15 protein-coding genes are annotated in these 20,871 nt (G+C 42.7%); 9 read left to right on the top strand and 6 right to left on the bottom strand.

What is annotated here, in order from left to right; translation table 11 throughout:
• The first annotated feature begins 495 nt into the window (after nt 1-495).
• The 9 genes from NK987_RS07605 to NK987_RS07645 all read left to right on the top strand — a co-directional run bounded on the left by NK987_RS07605 (nt 496) and on the right by NK987_RS07645 (nt 12,027).
• Nucleotides 496-1,860 (top strand): M48 family metalloprotease, encoded by a 1,365-nt coding sequence (locus NK987_RS07605; RefSeq protein ID WP_259263353.1) that lies wholly within the window; start codon nt 496-498, stop codon nt 1,858-1,860.
• A gap of 714 nt (nt 1,861-2,574) precedes the next feature.
• Nucleotides 2,575-3,453 carry a PIG-L deacetylase family protein gene (locus tag NK987_RS07610; RefSeq protein ID WP_259263354.1) on the top strand — a complete coding sequence of 293 codons (879 nt, stop codon included), beginning with the start codon at nt 2,575-2,577 and terminating at the stop codon, nt 3,451-3,453.
• Nucleotides 3,454-3,477: 24 nt separating this feature from the next.
• On the top strand, nt 3,478-4,809 hold the full coding sequence (locus tag NK987_RS07615) for a hypothetical protein (RefSeq protein ID WP_259263355.1): 1,332 nt from the start codon (nt 3,478-3,480) through the stop codon (nt 4,807-4,809).
• A gap of 57 nt (nt 4,810-4,866) precedes the next feature.
• On the top strand, nt 4,867-6,288 hold the full coding sequence (locus NK987_RS07620; protein ID WP_259263356.1) for a sulfatase family protein: 1,422 nt from the start codon (nt 4,867-4,869) through the stop codon (nt 6,286-6,288).
• The gene (locus tag NK987_RS07625; RefSeq protein ID WP_259263357.1) at nt 6,272-7,459 is read left to right on the top strand and encodes a sialidase family protein; all 1,188 of its coding nucleotides are present in this window, start codon (nt 6,272-6,274) and stop codon (nt 7,457-7,459) included. The genes NK987_RS07620 and NK987_RS07625 overlap by 17 nt, the downstream gene beginning before the upstream one ends.
• Before the next feature lie 67 nt (nt 7,460-7,526).
• Nucleotides 7,527-8,000: a cupin domain-containing protein gene (locus NK987_RS07630; protein ID WP_258424655.1), complete on the top strand. Its 474-nt coding sequence runs from the start codon at nt 7,527-7,529 to the stop codon at nt 7,998-8,000.
• Nucleotides 8,001-8,118: 118 nt separating this feature from the next.
• Entirely contained in the window at nt 8,119-8,994 is an 876-nt protein-coding gene (locus NK987_RS07635) for a sugar phosphate isomerase/epimerase family protein (protein ID WP_258424656.1), read from the top strand.
• A gap of 183 nt (nt 8,995-9,177) precedes the next feature.
• Nucleotides 9,178-10,644 (top strand): Gfo/Idh/MocA family protein, encoded by a 1,467-nt coding sequence (locus tag NK987_RS07640; protein ID WP_259263358.1) that lies wholly within the window; start codon nt 9,178-9,180, stop codon nt 10,642-10,644.
• A 54-nt stretch (nt 10,645-10,698) separates the two neighbouring features.
• Nucleotides 10,699-12,027 carry a GntP family permease gene (locus NK987_RS07645; protein WP_259263359.1) on the top strand — a complete coding sequence of 443 codons (1,329 nt, stop codon included), beginning with the start codon at nt 10,699-10,701 and terminating at the stop codon, nt 12,025-12,027.
• Nucleotides 12,028-12,163: 136 nt separating this feature from the next.
• On the opposite strand, the gene NK987_RS07650 is transcribed toward NK987_RS07645, so the two are convergent.
• From NK987_RS07650 to NK987_RS07675, 6 genes are all read right to left on the bottom strand, one after another.
• Nucleotides 12,164-12,955: an SDR family NAD(P)-dependent oxidoreductase gene (locus NK987_RS07650; protein ID WP_259263360.1), complete on the bottom strand. Its 792-nt coding sequence runs from the start codon at nt 12,953-12,955 to the stop codon at nt 12,164-12,166.
• Nucleotides 12,956-12,996: 41 nt separating this feature from the next.
• Nucleotides 12,997-14,100 (bottom strand): sugar phosphate isomerase/epimerase family protein, encoded by a 1,104-nt coding sequence (locus NK987_RS07655; RefSeq protein ID WP_259263361.1) that lies wholly within the window; start codon nt 14,098-14,100, stop codon nt 12,997-12,999.
• Between the two features lie 17 nt (nt 14,101-14,117).
• The gene (locus NK987_RS07660; protein ID WP_259263362.1) at nt 14,118-16,667 is read right to left on the bottom strand and encodes a DUF7133 domain-containing protein; all 2,550 of its coding nucleotides are present in this window, start codon (nt 16,665-16,667) and stop codon (nt 14,118-14,120) included.
• Nucleotides 16,668-16,859: 192 nt separating this feature from the next.
• Complete coding sequence (locus NK987_RS07665) at nt 16,860-18,089, bottom strand: radical SAM protein (protein WP_259263363.1); 1,230 nt, start codon at nt 18,087-18,089, stop codon at nt 16,860-16,862.
• A 9-nt stretch (nt 18,090-18,098) separates the two neighbouring features.
• Nucleotides 18,099-19,739: a hypothetical protein gene (locus NK987_RS07670; protein WP_258424664.1), complete on the bottom strand. Its 1,641-nt coding sequence runs from the start codon at nt 19,737-19,739 to the stop codon at nt 18,099-18,101.
• Nucleotides 19,740-19,949: 210 nt separating this feature from the next.
• Complete coding sequence (locus NK987_RS07675; RefSeq protein WP_259263364.1) at nt 19,950-20,648, bottom strand: 6-phosphogluconolactonase; 699 nt, start codon at nt 20,646-20,648, stop codon at nt 19,950-19,952.
• Nucleotides 20,649-20,871: the final 223 nt, after the last annotated feature.

A 20,871-nucleotide genomic window follows, 5' to 3' on the forward strand; every position in this document is an offset into this window, starting at 1 on the left:
AGGCGGATGGATATAAAAGCAAAAGCGGGAAAGATTCTTTCGAATTTTTCCCGCTTCATCACCTGAAGACCGTAATCTTCAAATCATGTCAAGCTGCAGTTATTGTGACTTTTCCCCCAGTTGCCCGGGTTCATAACCTTAGGTTTTCCGACTCTGATTCCGCCGCCTTTCGACTTTGGTCCACGATTCCAAGACTTCTGCGGTTGCCCTTCTCAGACTTTCTACGTTGCCGTTTTCAGCCCCTTCATCTTTTCATCTTAAGTTTTTGACCCTAGTCTGAAATTTTACTTTCAGCCTTTTATCTCTCACTTGATACAATCAAATTTATGCCTCAAATATTTGATTTCCAATAAATTGAGCAATAATTTCTGCACAATTTCTCCACTGGAAATAATGCTTAAATCACAATTTATCCACATTACGGTTTCAATCATTCAAAACAACCTAAAACCATCTTTTACCGTAAGAAGATTAGTATTCCTAAACCCTGTTTTTATGAAAAAGCTCCTTCTTCTATTGGTTTTTGTGTTGGTCGCAAATTTCAGTTTTTCCCAAAGTAAAGTCACGCTCAAGGGGTACGTCATCCGGCCTTTTGGGGAATATGCAGTCGGAGATACTGTGACTATCAGGGGAACCAGAAAAAACATCAATACCGGTGCTAACCAATATTATATCAGGTCCTCATTTGGAGAGTATCGTTATTTCAATGAGGACAGGATTTCCCTTCTTGGCAACGACCTTGATTTTTGGGAAAATGTATGGATGGAAAACAGGGCAGAAACCATCAATAAAAAAGGATGGGAAAGTAAGCTGAGGCAAGAATTGATAGAGGATGCTGTGGATTATTATACACAGGCCCTTGCCAACAATATGGTTTTGCAGGATGACATGCTCTATGATTATGTCTATCAATTGATCTATTCCATCCACCCTTATTCCATGCTTAAGGATAGGGCTTCGGATTTCAGTTTGGTCATTCTGAACTCTACCGAACATATTGCTTTTTCTTTTGACAATGGAATGATAGTGCTTACCACAGGCCTGATTGCGAGTACTGGTTCTGAAAATGAGCTCAACCTGATTTTGGCCCAATGCATTGCCCATGCTGTACTCGAACATAATCTTGTAAATTTAAACGAAGTGATTCGTGCTGAACGGAGAGCCAGGATATGGGGTACAGTTGCCACTGTAGCAGCTGCAACAGCCATGGCAGTTGATGAAGTCAACAACGGCGTTTACCATGATTATAGCTTGGCAGCGGATTTTGGAATGTCTGTTTATTTCCTTTCATCTCAAGTGCTAGATAACTTGGGGGCAGGTTATACTTCCGAACAGCAATTGATGGCTAAAAAAATTGCTTCCCAATTTATGGATGAGCATCCTCAGGTTAATTTTTTGGATGACCAACAGTACCTCAACACGATTGCAAGTGCTGTTTCCATTACCGCATGGCAGGAATATCAGCTCAAGAATTATAGCTATGCGCAATTACTCGCTTTGAAACTTGCAGAATCGGGTATGGCTTCGGATACAGATTACCTTTTGCTAAGCAGGATCCAAAGGAGAAAATCCAATGAATTTGAATCTAACCAGTTGGCAATGGAATATCTTAAGACAGCCAGGAAATTGGCTTTAGACCCCTTGCCTGAATTGGATAAAGAAGAAGGGCTGATATATGCCAGGCTTCAGCAACATGAAAAATCTATTGCAGCTTATCTGAAATACCGTGATAGCCTATTGGAACTTAAAGTAGAGGGAAAAAATGTGGAATCTGAATTGAGGATGATCAACCAATACCTGCAACGGAACTTAGGTCAAAAAGCTTCGGCTATGCTGAAAGAATCCGATGAATTGGATTGATAATTTAAAGTTTACGGAATCCTGATATAATTAAGTGAAAATGGGTAAAAATTCAATTTGACTTTTTTCGGTTTAATTTCAAGTCTCAAAGGAGTGTTGACTCTACCACTTCCGACTTCCTGATTTCATTAAAATTATCGTGTGATAGCATAAAAAAATTACTAGGGCCTAAAAGCAAAAGCGGGAAGAAATTCTTTCGAATTTTTCCCGCTTCATCACCTGAAGACCGTAATCTTCAAATCATGCAAGCTACAGTTATTGTGACTTTTCCCTCAGTTGCCCGAGTTCATAACCTTAGGTTTTCTAACTCTGATTTCTCCGCCTTTCGACTTTGATCTATGATTTCAAGACTTCTGTGGTTGCCCTTCTCAGACTTTCTACGTTGCCGCTTTCAGCCCCTTCATCTTTTCATCTTGAGTTTTTGGCCTTAGTCTGAAATCCTACTTTCAGCCTTTTATCTCTCACTTGATAGAATCAAATTTATGTCACAAATAACTGAATTCCAATAATTTAATTAATAATTTCTACACAATTTCTCCACTGGGAAAAAGCTTAAATCACAAAGTTATCCACAATTAAGAGCCCTGGAATTTCCACAAAATATTGAAGGTCCAAATTGGCCTGCAATCCATTCTATCCAAGTCTCACTTTCATCTTGGCGACATTGATTTTTCTTTTGTTTTTTGATATCTTGAACATCCCAAATAACCCTTCATGAAAATCTTTCATTACCTCATTGCCTTACTTTTCATCAATTTTATTCCTGAGGCATTTTCCCAAGAAAGACCTTTAAGGATCATAATGATCGGTGCCCACCCGGATGACTGTGACATCAAAGGCGGAGGAACCGCTGCACTATTTGTTCAAATGGGCCATCAGGTCAAGTTTGTCTCTGTGACCAACGGAGATGCAGGGCACATGAAAGAGGGCGGCGGGATGTTGGCCAAAAGAAGAATGGCCGAAGCAAAAGAGGCAGGCCGGAGGTTGGGTGTGACTTACAATGTTTTGGACCACCACGACGGTGAATTGCTCGCCACCTTACCCATCAGGTTGGAAATCATCCGCCTTATCCGTGATTGGGATGCAGATGTGGTCATTTCCCACCGTGCCAATGATTACCATCCGGACCACCGCTACACTGCCATTTTGGTTCAGGATGCGGCGTATATGGTTGGGGTTCCCAATATTGCCCCTGATACACCGCCTCTGAGAAAAAACCCTGTTTTTCTTTATTTCCAGGACAATTTCCAAAAGCCTTATCCTTTTGAGGCGGACATAGCTGTCGACATTACTACTGTTTTGGATAAAAAAATAGATGCGATGGATGCCCATGAGTCGCAGTTTTATGAGTGGCTGCCATGGATCGGGAATTATGTGGCAGAAGTACCTGCAGACAAAGTGGAAAGAAAAGCATGGTTAAAAAGCAAGCGCATCGGTGCTCCAAATTCGGCTGTCCTTGAAGCTTTAAAAACCTGGTACGGAGAGACTAAAGTACTAAACATCAAGTACGCTGAAGCTTTTGAAATTTGTGAATATGGTGCCCAGCCCTCTAAAGAGGAAATTAAAAGGCTTTTTCCGATGCTGAAAAATTAATCACATAAACCTTCATCCACTTCTATGAAATCTGCTTTTAAATCCCTTTTTCCCGTTCTTCTGTTTGGTTCTATGATCTTATGGGTTTCTTGTAATCCAAGAAATCCCGGAAAAGAGGAACTGACTCAAGAGATCAACTTTACGATGCCCACTTTCAAACTCATAGAAACAGACACTTTCTTCTTCAATAATTTTGTCGACTGCAATATGGCTGAAGTTTGGGTTGGAGATACGCTCAGGATTTTTCCTGGTAAATACGGAGAGGATCCTGTGTGGGGATTTGCAGAAGACCTGAAGTTTGCAAGCGGATCCAATGCCGATGAGGTCTTCAGTACACCTGCAGCCGAATACATTGCCCCCAAATTGCCTGTCAATGCCCCTGTCGGAGAACCGGGATTGCATGGGGCAGTATGGTTTGAGACCGTTTATCAAGATGAAAAAGATCCGAGCGGAAGGACCTTGTACGCTATCTACCACAATGAAAATTATCCTGAAACCCTCCCTTACAATGAAGCAACCGGAGAAGGCTATATCGACAAGGACTGGCCTTTAGGTCTGACTGAAAGAATCACACCTGCGGCAGTTTGTAGGATTGGAGTCATGAAATCTACGGACGGTGGTTGGAGTTGGGAAAATAAAGGCCTCTTTCTAGAAGACAAGCAGCCCCGAATGATTTTGAAGCCACACAATATTTCCAAGACTTTTGCCGGTGGAGTCGGTGATCCATCTGCTGTGGCGGTTGGAGATTACCTGTACCTGTTTTATGGGGAATATGGATATCCGGGGACATACGATGCTGCTTCCTATGATCCCATCAAAGAATGGAGTGGGCAATGCATCAGTATCGCCCGAATCCGGATCGACGAACTCGATGATCCGCAGGGCAAAGCTAAGAGATGGGATGGACAAGGTTTCAATTCGGATTGGGATGGAATCGGTAAACCTGTGGCTTCCCTCCAAATGCCTGTCGAAAATGGTGGCGGTCCGGCATCTTCCCCAACAGGTGGATTTCATTGGGGACCATCTGTCAGTTGGAATACTTACTTGGAGTGTTGGGTGATGATGATGGGAAAAGTGGAGGGTCAATCCTGGGTAGGAGATGAGCTGTATATTTCATTCAATCCCCATAAGGAATTGGGTGAGGGGAATAATTCACAAGCTTGGACAAAACCTCAAATACTCCTGGAAAAACCCGGACATGTGCTTTGGTACCCTTCTCTTCAGCCGCTGAATACCCCTGATGACATTGCCAACAAATACACGAGTCTGCGGCTTGGGAAGCAGGCAAGATTGTTTTTCAAATATTCTGATTTGGGAAAATACATGTCCGAATATATCGTCGAGTTTGAAAAATAAGCCAAAATGCCATATACCAAATCGAAGATATCTTTTGTGGTAATTTTATTATTAACCATGTCATTTGCCGGATATCCTCAATCCAAAAAACCGAATATCCTTTTTTTATTTGCAGATGACCAGCGGGCGGATGCCCTTGGCATCAGTGGCAATCCTTATATCCAAACTCCCAACATTGACCAATTGGCAAGGGAAGGAAGTCGATTTACCAACGCCTATGTGATGGGGGGACACCACGGTGCGATCTGCGCTCCAAGCAGGGCGATGCTCTTGAGTGGAAAAAGTCTTTTTCAAGTTTATGACCGGCTCAATGGGGTCAATACCATGCCGATGGATTTTTCAAAAGCAGGCTATACAACTTTTGGTACAGGCAAATGGCACAATGAAAAAGAGGCCTTTGAGGCGACTTTTCAGCAAGCCAAAAATGTCTATCTGGGCGGTATGGCCGATCATTATGCCATTGCGCTTAGGGACTTTGATGAAAATGGGAAACTGGGAGATCCTCAAATCAAAGGATTTTCCACGGAGGTTTTTACAGAAGGAACCATTGAATTCATCCAGAACCATTCAAAAAACGGCGCAGGGAAGCCTTTCTTTTGCTATGTAGCCTTCACAGTCCCCCACGATCCCTATTCGCCCGCTCCAGAATTCATCAACTATTATCCTGATGGAAGCTTGCCACTTCCGGGAAATTATATGGGGCTTCACCCTTTTCAGTTTGATCAATTGAACGTCCGTGATGAAAACCTGACTGGTTGGCCACGAAAGCCTGAAGTGATTCAGATGATCCTCTCTGACTATTATGGATTGATCACCCACTTGGATCAGCAGATCGGGAAAATAATTTCTGTTTTGAAAGAAAACGGGCAATACGATAACACAATCATCGTCTATGCTGCTGACAATGGTCTGGCAGCCGGAAGCCATGGCCTGCTTGGGAAGCAAAACCTGTACGAGCACAGTACCAAAGTCCCCCTGATCATCAAAGGACCCGGCATACCCGAAGGAAAGGAATTCGATGCGCTTACGTATCTGTTTGATTTGTATCCAACTTTGTCTCAATTGGCAGGATTGCCAAATCCCGAGGGGATCTCAGGTAAAAGTTTGGTTCCGATTCTTAAGGGAAAGGAAACCCAAGTCAGGGGTTCTCTTTTTACAGCTTACAGAAATACGGTTCGGGCCGTTCGGGAAGGAGATTGGAAACTGATCCGCTACCCTGAGCGGGATTTTACGCAATTATTTGATTTGAAAAGAGATCCTCTGGAGTTAAATAATTTAGCTTTTGAGGATGATTATATAGAAAAGAGAGAAGCGCTTTTGAAGCTGATGAAACTTTGGCAAAAAGAAACCGGTGACACCACTGAGTTAACAGCCAAAGTCATCAAGCCTATGGAATACGATCCTAAATCAATCTTAAGGCAACCTGATCAATGGCAGCCTGATTATACTAAAAAACGGTATTTTGAAAAAAATCATTAAAATTAACCGCACAGGACTATTTGTATCCCTTCTATTTCTTGGGATTTGGAGTCAAGGATTCTCTCAAGAAACTATTGTTTTTGAGGGAGGAAAAGAAGGTCACAAGATATATAGGATTCCAGCTATCATCGACCTGCCAAATGGAGATTTTTTGGCTTTTTCCGAAGGCCGGGTCAACGGTTCTGATGATTTTGGAGATGTCAACCTTGTCATGAAAAGGAGTGAAAATGGAGGAAAGACCTGGTCAGCACTCCAAATGCTGGTGGATTATGACAAGTTGCAGGCAGGAAATCCCGCGCCTGTGGTGGATTTGCATGATCCTGCTTATCCTGATGGAGTGGTTTATCTTTTTTACAACACCGGAAACAACCATGAATATGATATCCGCATGAACAGGGGAGTAAGGGAAGTGTGGATGATGAAATCTTTGGATTTGGGAAGAAGTTGGCAAGAGCCGGTCAATATCACGCAGCAAGTTCACCGTCCAAACAACCCTGCATTCAATGCCGCATATGAATCAAAAGAAGATTGGAGGCACTATGCAAATACTCCCGGGCATGCTTTTCAGTTTCAAAAAGGGAAATACAAAGGAAGGATTTACGTCGCCGCCAACCATTCAGTCGGTCTGCCGCAGGAGGATTTTATGGAATACCGGGCACATGGATTTTTCTCGGATGATCATGGCAAGACGTTCCAATTGTCTGAGTCCATTGAAATTCCTGGTTCGAATGAGGCTATAGCTGCAGAACTTTCAGGCGACAGGATGATCATGAGCGTAAGAAATCAACGGGGCAATATCAGAAGCAGGATCTTGGCCTATTCTTCTGATGGAGGCAAAACCTGGGATGAAGCCTATTTCGAAGAAGCGCTTCCCGATCCGGTCTGTCAAGGTTCCATTCTTCCTATAGGTGAAATAAATGGGAAAACCATTTTGGCCCATTCCAATGCTGCACATCCCAAAGACAGAAATAACCTTACGCTCAAGGTAAGTTTTGACGAAGGGAAAACCTGGGAAAAATCGATAGTAATTGACCGAACCGATGATCCAAATAGGCCTGCTTGGACGGCCTACAGCGATTTGGTCAGGCTTGATGAAAATTCTGTGGGAGTACTATACGAACAGGATAATTACACAAAGATTATTTTCAAAGAGATCAATTGGAAGGATTGAATTCAAAGTCCTTTCCGGTAAGATTTGGCCTAATTAATAATTGCTATAAATTTTAAAACCCTAAAACATGAATACCCGAATCCAAGAATTGGTAGAAAAACTACAACTCAAGCCGCATCCTGAGGGAGGTTATTATTCCGAAACATACCGATCACGCTTGGATACTGCAGGTGCTGAGCGGTCTTTGGCGACATGCATTTACTTTTTGATGACTTCTGACAATGTCTCCAAATTCCACAGCATCGCGGGGGATGAAATTTGGTTTTACCATGAAGGCAGTCCGCTAACTGTTCATATCCTTTCTGAAAAGGGCTATGAAAAACTCTTGGTAGGCCCACTTGATAATGAAGGCCACCGACCGCAGCAATTGGTTCCTCCCGGAGTGATTTTTGGATCTACGGTAGAACAGCCGGATTCTTATTCCCTTGTTTCCTGCATGGTCGCTCCAGGCTTTGATTTCAGAGATTTTAGGTTGTACAGTGCCGACGAACTCCTAGCCAAATGGCCTGAAGCAAAGGAGATAATTGGAAGGTTGACTTGAAAGTTATGGAATGCTAACCCGCTCCTTTCACATAAATTCTTTTCATAAAATTGAAAATACCCTTTTTTTCAGACAACTTATTATCGCTTTAATTTTTAAGCAGTAAAATAATGAACCAATGAACCCAAAAAACTCCTTCTTCGAATTGAAAGCTTTTTTTGTTGGTATACTGGCAATGGGTTTATATTTACCTATGTCAGGTGCTTTTGCCCAAAGTGCCACTTTCCCCAAAATAGGTGCATGTGCAGGATACAAGGATGGGGAAATTTTAGCCAATGCCGGGTTCTCCTTTATCGAAGAAAATGTGCAGTCTTTTCTTGTTCCGACCAAAGGTGAGGAAGAGTTTGACCAAATTTTGCAAGCCTCCAAATCATCTCCATTGCCCATCCAAGCATTTATCATTTTTCTTCCCGGAAGCTTAAAAAGTGTAGGTCCAAATGCCCTTCATGCAGAAATTCTGAACTATGCGGAGGTTGTTTTTCGCAGGGCACAAAAAGCAGGAGGGAGGTTGGTGGTATTTGGAAGCAGTGGGTCCAGGTCTGTTCCTGACGGGTTTTCGAAAGAAGAAGCTACCGCTCAAATGATAGCACTGGGAAAACTACTCGGACCAATCGCCGCCAAGTATGATATCACCGTGGTGTTGGAATCTCTCAATACCAAAGAATGTAATTTTATCAACAGCCTCAGTGAAGCCGGGGAGATCGTGAAAGCTGTCAACCATCCCAATTACAGGTTGCTCGCGGACATCTACCATATGAAAATGGAGGGCGAAGGACCCGAAAGCATCCTGAATTACGGCCATCTCATCAAACATGTCCATGTGGCGGAGAAAGAAGGCCGGGCCGTTCCCGGAACCCACGGAGAGGATTTGAGCCTTTATTATCAGGCTTTGAAATTGTCAGGTTATGAAGGGTTGATTTCTTTGGAAAGCCGTTGGGAAAACATGGAAAATCAGGCGGCCAAAGCCATTGAAACGATAAAAAAGCAATGGTAAATAATTTAATGTCAAAATTTTGAATGGATTTGTTAGATTAAAAATCCGGTTTTGAATTTTGTCCAAAATTCTATGTATGAAAAAGGAATTCCTTCTATATGGACATTTCTTTTTGACAACTTAGCTAATGAAAATTCTCCTCTTTAAATTACAACTATCCCTGATTCCAAAATTCCAATTAAAATGAAAAAACCCAAAAAGGAAACTTCTGACCAATCAAGGCGGAATTTTATAAAAAATGCAGCCATAGCTTCTTCCATATTCATTGTTCCCCGTCATGTCTTGGGAGGTGTTGGATTTACTGCCCCAAGTGACCAATTGAATCTTGCGGCTATCGGTGCAGGAGGCAAAGGATCAAGCGACATCTTCAATGCCTCTGTTAATGGCAGGGAAAGGGTCGTTGCACTTTGTGATGTGGACTTTTCGGGTTCTGCCAAAAAATCCATTGAGAATTTTCCCAAAGCAAAACTCTATGCGGATTACAGGAAAATGCTCGATAAAGAGAAGGACATCGATGCTGTGACCATTTCCACTCCTGACCATGTGCATGGACCTGCGGCTTCTTTTGCCATGCAAAGAGGGAAACATGTCTATGTTCAGAAACCCATGACTCATAACATCAAGGAAGCGAGGATGCTGACAGAGATGGCAAGATCCCAAAAAGTTGTCACACAAATGGGCAACCAAGGGGGTTCAAATGACCTGCTGAATATGGTCCAAAAGTGGATAGACTCTGATAAATTGGGTAAAATATCAAAAGTGCAGGTCTGGACCAACAGGCCTGTTTGGCCTCAGGGAGGACCATTTCCTGCTTCAGACCCAAGTTCAAAACCAAGTGCCCTTAATTGGGACTTGTGGTTGGGACCTGCACCGGAGATTCCCTTTACCCCAAACCTCCATCCATTCAACTGGAGAGGCTGGTGGGATTATGGAACGGGTGCATTGGGAGATGTTGGCTGTCATTTGATCGATATTCCTTTTAGGACACTTGGACTTCATTATCCTACAGATGCCGAATGCAGTGTTGGTTCAGTGTTTAGCAAAATGTGGACCCCTGATTACAATCCCCAAGGTTGCCCAGCTTCTTCTTTTATCACTCTGCATTTTGCAGCTACGCAAAAAAGTAAATCACCTATCGAAATGACCTGGAGTGATGGTGGTATCAGACCTTCGCATCCCGATATCATTCCTGCAGACCATGATATTGGAGGTGCCAACAGTGCCAACGGGGTTTTGATCATCGGCGAAAAAGGAATCATCTCCACAAATATCAACGACAGTTCGCCACTCATGCCAAAACTATATCTCAATGACGGAACCAATGAATTTGGACCAGAAACAGAACCAAACATTGAGCCAGAATATGGCCACCAAAGAAAGTGGGTTGATGCATGTAAAGCTGGATTTGGCAGTGCCGAACATAAAGGTCTGACTTCCTCTTTTGACTATGCAGGACCAATGACCGAAACGGTTTTGATGGGAAATCTTGCCATACGTAGTTATATGCTGAGAAGGGAAAACAGCAAAGGGCAAATGGAATTTTATGGCAGGAAAAAGTTGCTTTGGGATGGTGAAAATCTTAGGATTACCAATCTCGAGGAGGCGAATCAGTTTGTAGGTAGAGAGCATAGGAGTGGTTTTGGGATGTAATTCCCAAAACTTTCCCTTTCTTTTTTTTAAATTAACTCAACCCAAAATACCACTATGCTGACCCTTTTGACCATTTTATTTGCCTTGGCCCTGATCCTGATTGCCATTGTCAAGTATGATATTCATCCGTTTTTAGCGCTTTTTGTAGGAGCGATTCTATATGGTTTACTTTCAGGGATGCCGGTAGACCTGATTCTCAAATCAATCACGGATGGCTTTGGGGGTGTTTTGGGAAGCATAGGCTTGCTGATTTTATTAGGCGTAATCATGGGTACATTTCTCGAAAAAACGGGAGGTGCCCTTGTTATCGCGGAGAAGATCCTTTCTTGGATCGGGGAAAAATCCGTGACCGTGGCCATGTTATTCAGCGGTTATATCCTCTCCATTCCGGTATTTGGAGACAGTACTTTTATCATGTTGAATCCCATCAGCAAATCTCTTTCACTTAAAAGTGGGGTTCCCTATGCGGCGACTACCATAGCAGTAGCTTTGGGAGCAACAGCGAGTCATTCTCTTGTTCCACCTACACCAGGACCCATAGCGACCGCGGGAATATTGGAAGCAGATTTGGGCATGATCATATTTTGGGGTTTGATTGTCAGTTTGATTACGCTGATCCCAAGCTACTTTTTTATAAGAAAAGTTTGTTTGAAAATCCCCCTTGAACCCAAAGTTGCTGAAGTGGAGGTTGGGAAAACTATTCCAAAACCTCCAACCGCTTTCAATTCCTTCCTCCCCGTCATCGTACCTCTTGTTTTGATTATTTTGGCTTCAATTGCCAAGTATCCAACTTTGCCTTTTGGGGAAAATATGTTTACTACTGTAATCCTGTTTGTGGGTAGTCCGGTAATCGCCTTGCTGATAGGAGCATTTTTATCTTTCACTTTACCTGCAAAGTTTGACAGGAAGTTATTATCTTCCTCGGGTTGGATCGGTGAGGCCATGTTGATTGCTGCGCCTGTGATATTGATAACAGGTGCAGGAGGGGTTTTTGGCAAAATGCTTCAAAACTCAGGAATCGGTGACATGGTAAGCGCTAATATGAGCAGTGCCAATTGGGGGATTTTCCTTCCTTTTTTGATTGCATTTTCACTGAAAACAGCTCAAGGTTCCTCCACAGTGGCGATGATCACCACAGCTTCAATCATAGCTCCACTTTTAGTGAGTTTGGGTTTGGATTCAGAGACGATGCGGGTTTTTGCAGCATTGTCCATCGGTGCAGGGGCTATTGCAATTTCGCACGCCAATGACAGTTTCTTCTGGGCAGTTACCCAATTGTCAGGCCTTTCGATCAAGCAGGGAAATAAAACCCATAGTTTGGGAACGCTCATCATGTCCCTTACGGCAATTTCGGTGATTTATTTGATTACACTTTTTGTTTGAAATAGGAATTGAGTGAATGGGTAAATTCATCAATGATAAAATTTCCTTCTGAACATATTATAACTTAAAAACCCCAACCAAAAATTCGATTTGGTTGGGGTTTTTCAATTCTTCATTTTTCATTCCTAATTCTTCATCAACGTGCTGTCCAACCACCATCGACGGTCAGCATCGAACCTACCATATATGTTCCGGCTTCACTTGCCAACAATAAGGCTGCACCCTGGATTTCTTTCAGATGGCCCCATCTTCCCAAGGCAGTGGCTCCCACCACAAATTTCTTTCCCTCCTCGGTATCTGCAATGGGCAAATTCATTTCTGTGAGAAATGGCCCTGGACAGATAGCATTGACCGTGATATTGAAAGGGGCCAATTCCAATGCCAATGCGCGGGTCATTTGGACAACCGCTCCTTTGCTTGAGGCATACGGGGTCCGGTTGGCCATTCCTACCAAACCGAGCGTACTCGCCATGTTGATGATGCTGCCTTTGCCGGCTTTTTTCATAAATGGAGTCACAGCCCGATTGCACAGCCATGTTCCGGTGACGTTTACATCCATTACTTTTTTGAAATCCTTCTCATTCAATTCGTCAATTGCGCCACGGATATTGATCCCGGCGCTGTTTATCAGGATGTCTATCCTGCCAAACGCTTCCATGGCGGCATTGGCCATGGCTTCTGTCTGCTCTTTGGAGGAAACATCAGCCGAAAAAGAAATGGCTTTGATGCCATAAGCTTTTTCCAGTTCCAAGGCGGACTCAGCTCCGACAGCCCCGTCCCGACTGACCAACATGACATTGGCACCTGCTGAAGCCAAGCCTGCAGCCATGGCCAAACCGAGCCCTTTGGACCCTCCGGTGATGATGGCGGCTTTGCCACTCAGGTCAAAAAGTTTGATTCCGGGTAATTCACTGACTGAAGTATTCATATTTTTATCTTAAATGAATGTTGATTAATTTTTATTCCAATTTATTTGCCAAGCCCCAATTCGCTTTTGCTGTATCTGAGACTCGCGAGCACATTGGCTTCTTCGTAATCCAGCCGCTGCTCTGGGTCCAGGTTTCTTGTATAAGGCAACTCACCCGAAAAGGATTTTTCCCTTACCATTTTGAGAATTCCGGCAAGTTCAGGGCCAGATATGTTATTAAATGTGGCCCAATATCCCTCTTCCAGACAAGGGATTTCCAAAGGGTCTCTTGTGATCATTTCCAAGTTGAAGGTAATGTCGGGGTTATATTTCCTGCAAAGTTCAATTCCTTTTTTGAGGTCGACGATGCCTTCTCCCAATGGTACTTCAGAAAGCAAAAGCCCTTTGGAATAGGATTTGACGCCCATATCCTTAATATGGGTGGAAAATGAATAAGGAGCCAAAAGGCCGATGACATCTTCCGATTTTTCAAGAAGTGAATAATTGTTCCCAAAATCCAAAGTGACCCCGATCCATTCGCTGTCCATTCCTTTGATGATTTCGACCAATTCAGCCGCACGCCAGTCTTTGTGGTTTTCGACTGCCAATTTCATTTTATGCTTTCTGACAATGGGCTCTACCAATTGAAGTGAAAGGATAGATTTGGCTTTGAAATCAAGAAATTCAGCCTCTGTTTTGAAATTTTCATATCGCCTTCCTCCTAAACAAACGGTCCTCAGAATAGTGGCTCCGGCTTCTTTGGCTGCCAAAACTTCTTTTTCAAATTTGTCAAGTTCTTCCTTAGATTTTGGAAGCCCAATGCTTCCTTCTAAGTACATACCATGCTTTTCCCTTTGGTCCCTGACTTTTTTGGCAAAATCCGAGGTCCAGTTATTGACTCCGACTTGTACGCCCCCAGCTCCGATCTGATGGCAGTGTTCTATAAGTTGGAGGGCATTTTCAAAACCAGGATATTTTTCGCTTGGGACTTTCGAATTCCACCTTGCACCATAGGAGTGGACCACTATTCCCATCGAAACCCCTTCAAAATTCATGGAAATAGAAGGCAATGGAAAAGCCATAGCCAATGCTGCCAATCCTGTTTTTTGAAGGAAATTCCTTCTCTGAGGGGAAAAGGAAGTGGTGAATTTGTTCGAGGATTTCATGTTGGAGAAATGGGTTTCTAGTTAGGTTTGAGGACAGACAAGGAATCGGTATGCTTGATAAGTTCCGGGGCAGTCCAAGGATACACCCTTCCCTGCGAGGTATGCCGCGTAGAAGAAACAGTCCTGCCGCTGATGGCAGGGGCTTGATTTCCCCACTCGTTACGGATGTAAGTCAATATTGCTGCAATAGAAGCATCATCCATGGTCGAATGGGAAGGCATAATCGGAAGGATTTCCGGGGCGTCATATTTTTTACCTGATACTTCCAATGGACCTTCCATGCCATGGAGGAGGATAAGTGAAAGCCGGATTTCATCACCGATCACCCATTCCGAAGCCGCCAACGGCGGTCCCATTCTATTGACCCCGGCACCGTCCGATCCGTGGCAACCGGCACAGGTCACTAGGTACTTTTGTCTGCCCAAAGCAAATTGCTGCATGCCTTTTTCATCAAGAGAGTTCGCTGATCCTTCAGTCAATTTCGGTGTATACCCCGGCCAAGAAAACATCGATTTCAGCATCTCTACTCTTGCAAGTTCGATTTTAAGGTCAGTTCTTTTAAAGAGCGGAGGTTCTTTTTTCAAAGCCAATGGCCCTTTCGTCCTGCTGTTTGCCGCTTGAATGGCCATTCCGGTAAGGATGACCTGCTGTTTCCAATCCGAATCCTTAGGAGAATTATCTAATATTGTTAGCAGGCTTTCCAGTTCCTTTGGATCTCTTTTCTTGACAATGGCAACAGTCAGCATTTCCAACAATATCTCTTTGGCCGGGTCGGAAGTTTTCCAATTTTCAGATGCCCATAATTTTTGCAAGAAATCAAATTCTCGGTTACCAAGACTACTCATGACCGCATCCCTGACCAATGCATTTTCCCCAAAGCGGGAAATTGTTTTTTCCAAGATTTCTGAAGCATCCTCTATATTTAGGGCATAAGCACTCAAAGCCATTTGCATGGAAACTTCAACAGGAGCATCCATTACTTTGGAGGTCAATAATTGTCCGAGTTTGGTCTGAATGGAATTCTCTTGGAGAGCAAAGTTTTCCAAAAGCCTTATTGCGGTATTTTGTTGCAAAAGAGAAGAATCATCGAGTAAGTCGAAAAGCAAATCAGGCGTTATCAAACCCAAACCTTCCAATGTCCAAAGTCCATGGAACCTGCCCAATTCTGATTTTCCGTTTCGGACCAAATCTTCCAAATCCGATTTTATGGATAGATCTTCCCGCTCGACCAACAGTCTTTGGGCCATGTCTCTGTGCCAGCCGGCAGGGTGGGAAAGACGCTGAATAAGTTGCATTGAGCTTTCTTTGGAAATTTTGGGGATAGGGGAAGGTTCCCAATCCTCAGGAACAATCCGCCAGATTCTCCCCATATGAACAGGTAAAACCAAACCTCGCTTCAAGGTCTGTTCTCGCAAATAAGGCGTCACATAAGACCCATGTTGCACCATTCCCCTATACATGTCAGCAATATACATGGCGCCATCCGGTCCGATTGTTGAATTAACAGGCCGGAAGCGTTCATCCGTCGAGGCCAAAAATTCCTTTCCGGGATTTGGGTCATAAGCTTCCAAAAGGAGATCTTTTTGGATGACAACATTCCTTTTTACAAGGTTTCCGGCATTTTCACATACAAAAGCATTCCCATAATATTCCTTTGGAAATAATGTGCTCCTGAATACGAGTGGAGAGCATGCTGATGTAAACTCCAAAAGCTTCCCTTCCTTATCCAAAGTTCCGGGGATATAACCCCTATTCACAGCGGGATTGGGTCTTATCGGGAAAATCTTTCGGTCTATTGTCAATCCATGGTCAATGCCTGTGGAAGGGGAGTGGTTTTTATTTCTGGAAAGGTAATTGGCAGGGACAAGGTCGGCATGCAGCTGTGACCAATTGTAATTGTAAAACAACCTTCCCTGATCGTCATGGCTGATACCCCATTGCCCCCGGGCTTCAGTGCTGTCACGCAACCATTCTCCGCCTTGGTTTCTATAACGCAGTTTGGACTTTACGTTGTAGTACCAGTTGTCGATGTTTCTCATCAGACCATTGTCAGAATGCTCTGGAATACCATTTTGGGAATAGGTAGAATCCAAAAGTACTTTTGAATCCGCTTTGAGGTCACCATCCATGTCTTTTGTGATCCAAAGGGAATTGTTCTCGGCAACCAACGCACCGCCTTTGACCAGGCCCAAAGCCCTTGGCATAATGAGACTGTCAAGGTAGATTGTGCTTTTGTCCATCACCCCGTCGCCATTTTCGTCCTCCAAAACAGAAATTCTACCGAGAGGTTGCTGCTCTTCAGTACCATCGATGTCGGTCATGAATCCCCTCATTTCGACTACCCAAAGCCTGCCATCTTCATCGAATGTCAGGGCTATCGGATCCTGCACCATGGGTTCAGCTGCAACCAAATGGATTTTAAATCCCTTTTCGATTTCGAAAGTCTCGAGTTCTTCTTGGGGAGATTTTGGCGGGGAGGAATCTTCCAGAATAGGAGCCTTCTTTTCTGAGCAATGGCTCAGAATCAACAGTGAAAACAGGATTAAAAATTTCCGGATAATAGGCATGAACGGGTTTATTGCTAATCGGACCAAAATTTGATTTCCAGTGAATTAAATCCCTGAAAATCAAAATACAGCTCAAACCCAAATTGCAATTTATTCCCCTGATACACAAGTAACTTTTACAGAGGCGGACAAAATTCTGATCGGCTTAAAAATTATTGCCTGAATAGGTCCAAATTTCTTTCAAAAACAAACTTAAAATTCCTTACAAGCAGTAATTTCCTTTCTTCCAATTTTTGGTATTTCCAACCAATCTGTGATTTTGAAATCACTTGAGTGGCAAAAAGGACAAGAATGTACCATTCCCAATGCATCTACATAAAAGCTAAATTTCCCTCCCGACATACAGCCAACGCGTCTCTGGTGGTATCCATGATACATGACAGGAGGAAAGTGGTTGTTTTTCGGATCGTGATTGAATTCCACAAATAACTCTTCCAAAATGGTGATTTGATCAGGTTGAAGCATCACTTCTTTGTCTCTGAAATGGCCTTCAGCCCTTGGTTCAAGCCATTGAATGAAGTCAGCCCCAAGGCTTTCACATAAGGTGGTGTGGTTCATCAAAAATTCCCTATTGGCATTTTCCCTTGTGACACATACAGAAATGGCGAGAGAAAGTCCTGCCTTTACAGTTGCTTCTGCAGCTCTGACCGCGTGTCCAAAAGCATCTTTGTGCCCTCTGAATTTATTGTTTATTTCAGGATCATGGTGGTCAAGACTGATTACAATTCCTGTAGCTCCTGCTTTTTTCAACTGGATTGCTTTTTGGTCAGTCAGGTTAAAACCTGAAGTTAAAACCCACCACTCAGTACTTTTTTCTCCGGATTTGATTAGTTCTAACATATCCTCAAAACGTACCAGGGGTTCGCCGCCACTAAGTGAGATATGGCCCAGACCATTATTTTGAAGTTTTTTGACAATTTCCTGAAGTTGGGAAAGGGAAAAGGTTTCACGTAAATTAAGGTTATCCCATTCGAAGCAATGTTCACAACGCATCGGACATTTGGTAGTGATGGCAAAATTGACCTGTTGATAGGCATTGATGGGCAATGAGTGCGGGACGTAGCGGTTTAACTCTGTCAGGATCAGCCTGTCAAAATTTCTGGAAGGAAATGGAGGAACGTATAGGCCAAACCAGTATTGGTTGTTTTTCACACTGAATTTTCTTCTCCCGTTTTTTCCAAATGCTTTTCTTTTGAATTCCTGTAATCCACCCAGGGCAATCTTGGTTTTTTTTAATGAAGCATAAGCACGGAGAGCCAATATAGCAATATGGAAATTGACCCAAATGCGAATGAATATTCTTGTAAAATACCCGGGAGCATTTCTCTTGATCGATAGATTCAAGCCAGAATAGGATTCTTCACCTGTGTTTGTAAGGTTGGGATTGATGGTCCCTGTAGATTTGATGACAGTTTCTTCCATAGCATCCCTTTATTTCGCTACCAAATAGGCAGATTGCGTTACTTCCTGGTATTTGTATTTACTAAAATCAGGAAATGCCCCAGGTTCCCTGAATTTGGTAAGGAATTTTTTATTCGTAGGCCCTTCGAATTCACGGATAGGCTCATAGTAACCTTTTGTATAAAAGAAAGCTGAATATTCCTTTTCCTTTGAAAAATCATTCACCTGATAGGTAAGATAAGCCCTGTTTCCAATTTGGAGCTGCTCAAGGTAGATCCCATCCTTTTCAATAATTGGACTTAAAATATCTCTGTCTTTTTCATCTCTCGCCTTGTAGGGTTTGAGAACTTGGATTGCACTTTCTGCTACAGGGCTCACTTCAGTCAGAGAAATCCTGTCTATTTCCCAAAACATAAATCCTGTTATAAGAGAGATTTCTATTGGCTCGCTTCCTAGATCGAAACCTTCAAGAGAAATGGCTACTTCACGGTTCATAAGTGGGCCTATAGTTTTTACTTTTTCTACCAATTTCCATCCGTCCTTTGTCTTGACTGCAACAGTGAGTGGCATATTTTGATTTTCCTGCCAATCAATGAAATCCTGTGCAGGTCGCTTTTTTTGTTCTTCCACCCAGCTTACATACCGGCTTCCGAAGTTGCTTGTGAATTCAGCCATCAAAAAATCCAACCACATCGAATTCCTCATATCGACCTGCAGAACAAGTTTTTTCTTTTCTCCAGGATTGTCAAAATTCAGTACAAGTTCATTGACTGAAGAAGCATGCGAAAGGTCATTAAAGGAACAGGGGATATTATCTGTAGCTGAAACCTGATCAAGCATATCGCTTCTGCCATTGAGAGTCGCTGAGATTGGTTTTATATTTTGTTTGGCTAAATACAATTGACCATCAGGACTGACTAAAATCTGGTCACCGGAATTATGTTCTACCAAAATCAGGTCAGCCATGTCAGTATATTGCCTTTCTTTCAGCTCATTGCTGATTTGGACTTTTATTTCCCTGCCAATGGCTGCCGCGGGTAAGGGTACAAAATCCTCCCTAGCCAAAGAAGGATAGATGGCACCACCAAAAGTTTCACCTTGTAAAGCATAATTTTCGCCATCATGGACGCTTACAAAAGGACAAGAACTTTTCGTCAAGGCTACTATGGCAGAAATGACAGCAAGCGTGCCTACAGTAATTCCGACTACAGCCAAAACGGTGTTTCCACTGCTCCTTTGCTTATCCCTTTCGATCAATTCAATTCTATTGATATTTTGAACCGGAATTACCACTTGGTCCCCAAGGCGCTTTTTCTCGTCAAGATTTGCATAAACATGGACTTCATGAAGAACATTGGGCGATTTGGGATCATATTTGAATTTTCCTGTATCATCCATGAGATAAGTTTGATGGATCATTGGAACTTCCTCTAAAGTCGCCTCGAGTTTTTGTTTTTCCTTATTGATATAGGTATTTCTCATCAAAAACACCCTATTCTCAATATGCAGAATAAATGTCTTTTGGCTGAGGGAATCTATCTGATCTACTTTTGTTTCAGGCGAAGCTGACAAGTTTTTGGTGACAGGCTTGTAGTAATTGCAACCATAAAACAAGAAGATTGCAAAAACAAAAACCAGGCTTGACATTCGGGAAATTAGTTTCTCATTCATGACAATTTGATTTGGGTTTAAAATTGTATTTGACAAATGATAAAAAATAACTAAATGCGTTTTATTCTAAATTTAACCAAAATAGATAAGAGTAAAAAGAATTATTTTTGGTAAAAAATGCAAATACAGCTAATTATGATAATTAATTTTTCAAATAAAAAATTTTATTAAAGTTCAGGGTATCAAACTAAAAAATACAATTTTATTAATTCAAAGGCTATTTTTATCAACCAGACATTCTACATTGGAATGCAACCATAAAAAAGAAGCCGGACATTGGGTAGATATTTTTCTCTCTAAAATCTGCTGGATTGCTTCCTGTTTGCCTTTGCCGGTGATGAGAAAAATTACTTTCCTTGTCTGCATGATATCTTTCATCCCGACACACAATCCATATGCAGGTTCCGGACCTTGTGACAATGCAGGGTCATGCTGGATCGTAGAAGGTGCCAAAACAGCATTATGAAAATATGGCTGCAAAAAATCAGCAGGTTCATTGAAAGCAATGTGGGCGTTTTTTCCCAATCCCAATATACAAATGTCAAAAGGCCCTTGATCGCTGATAAAGTTTTGCATTCTCGTGCACTCGGCCACTACCGATTCGGGTGCAGTATCAAATCCAACATACCTTTCAGCCGGGATTTCCAAAGGTTCCAAGACATGTTTTTTGATGTAGGATTCGCAGGAATCAGGATGGGAGAGCGGAATGATTCCCCATTCGTCCATTTTGACGACGCGCATCCGGTCAAAGAGGGATTTGTTTTTTGCCATTTCGGCGTACATTCCGGTAGGAGAATTTCCCGTAGCGGCACAAAACAACAGGTCTCTTTTAAGCTGAACTTCATCCATGACAAGTTTTGCAGCATATTGACTGAGGGAGTCGTAATTTTCCAGGTAGCTGATCTTCATAATCCAAATCTATCAAAAGCATTTTTGAATACTGCAATCCATTCTGCAACCTTTTGCACAAAAACTGAGATTTTGGATCCTTTGGGGAGAAATGCAAAGCCTTTTTCATAGAACAGACCGCTTGTCATTCCAAACCTTTCAAAATTGACACAATTGGATATATTTGTAAAGGAGGCTTTTGTATGCATCAAACCGGATTGCTTCCCTCACATATCCCAATACC

Source organism: Aquiflexum gelatinilyticum (genome assembly GCF_024813435.1).
Classification (GTDB): domain Bacteria; phylum Bacteroidota; class Bacteroidia; order Cytophagales; family Cyclobacteriaceae; genus Cognataquiflexum; species Cognataquiflexum gelatinilyticum.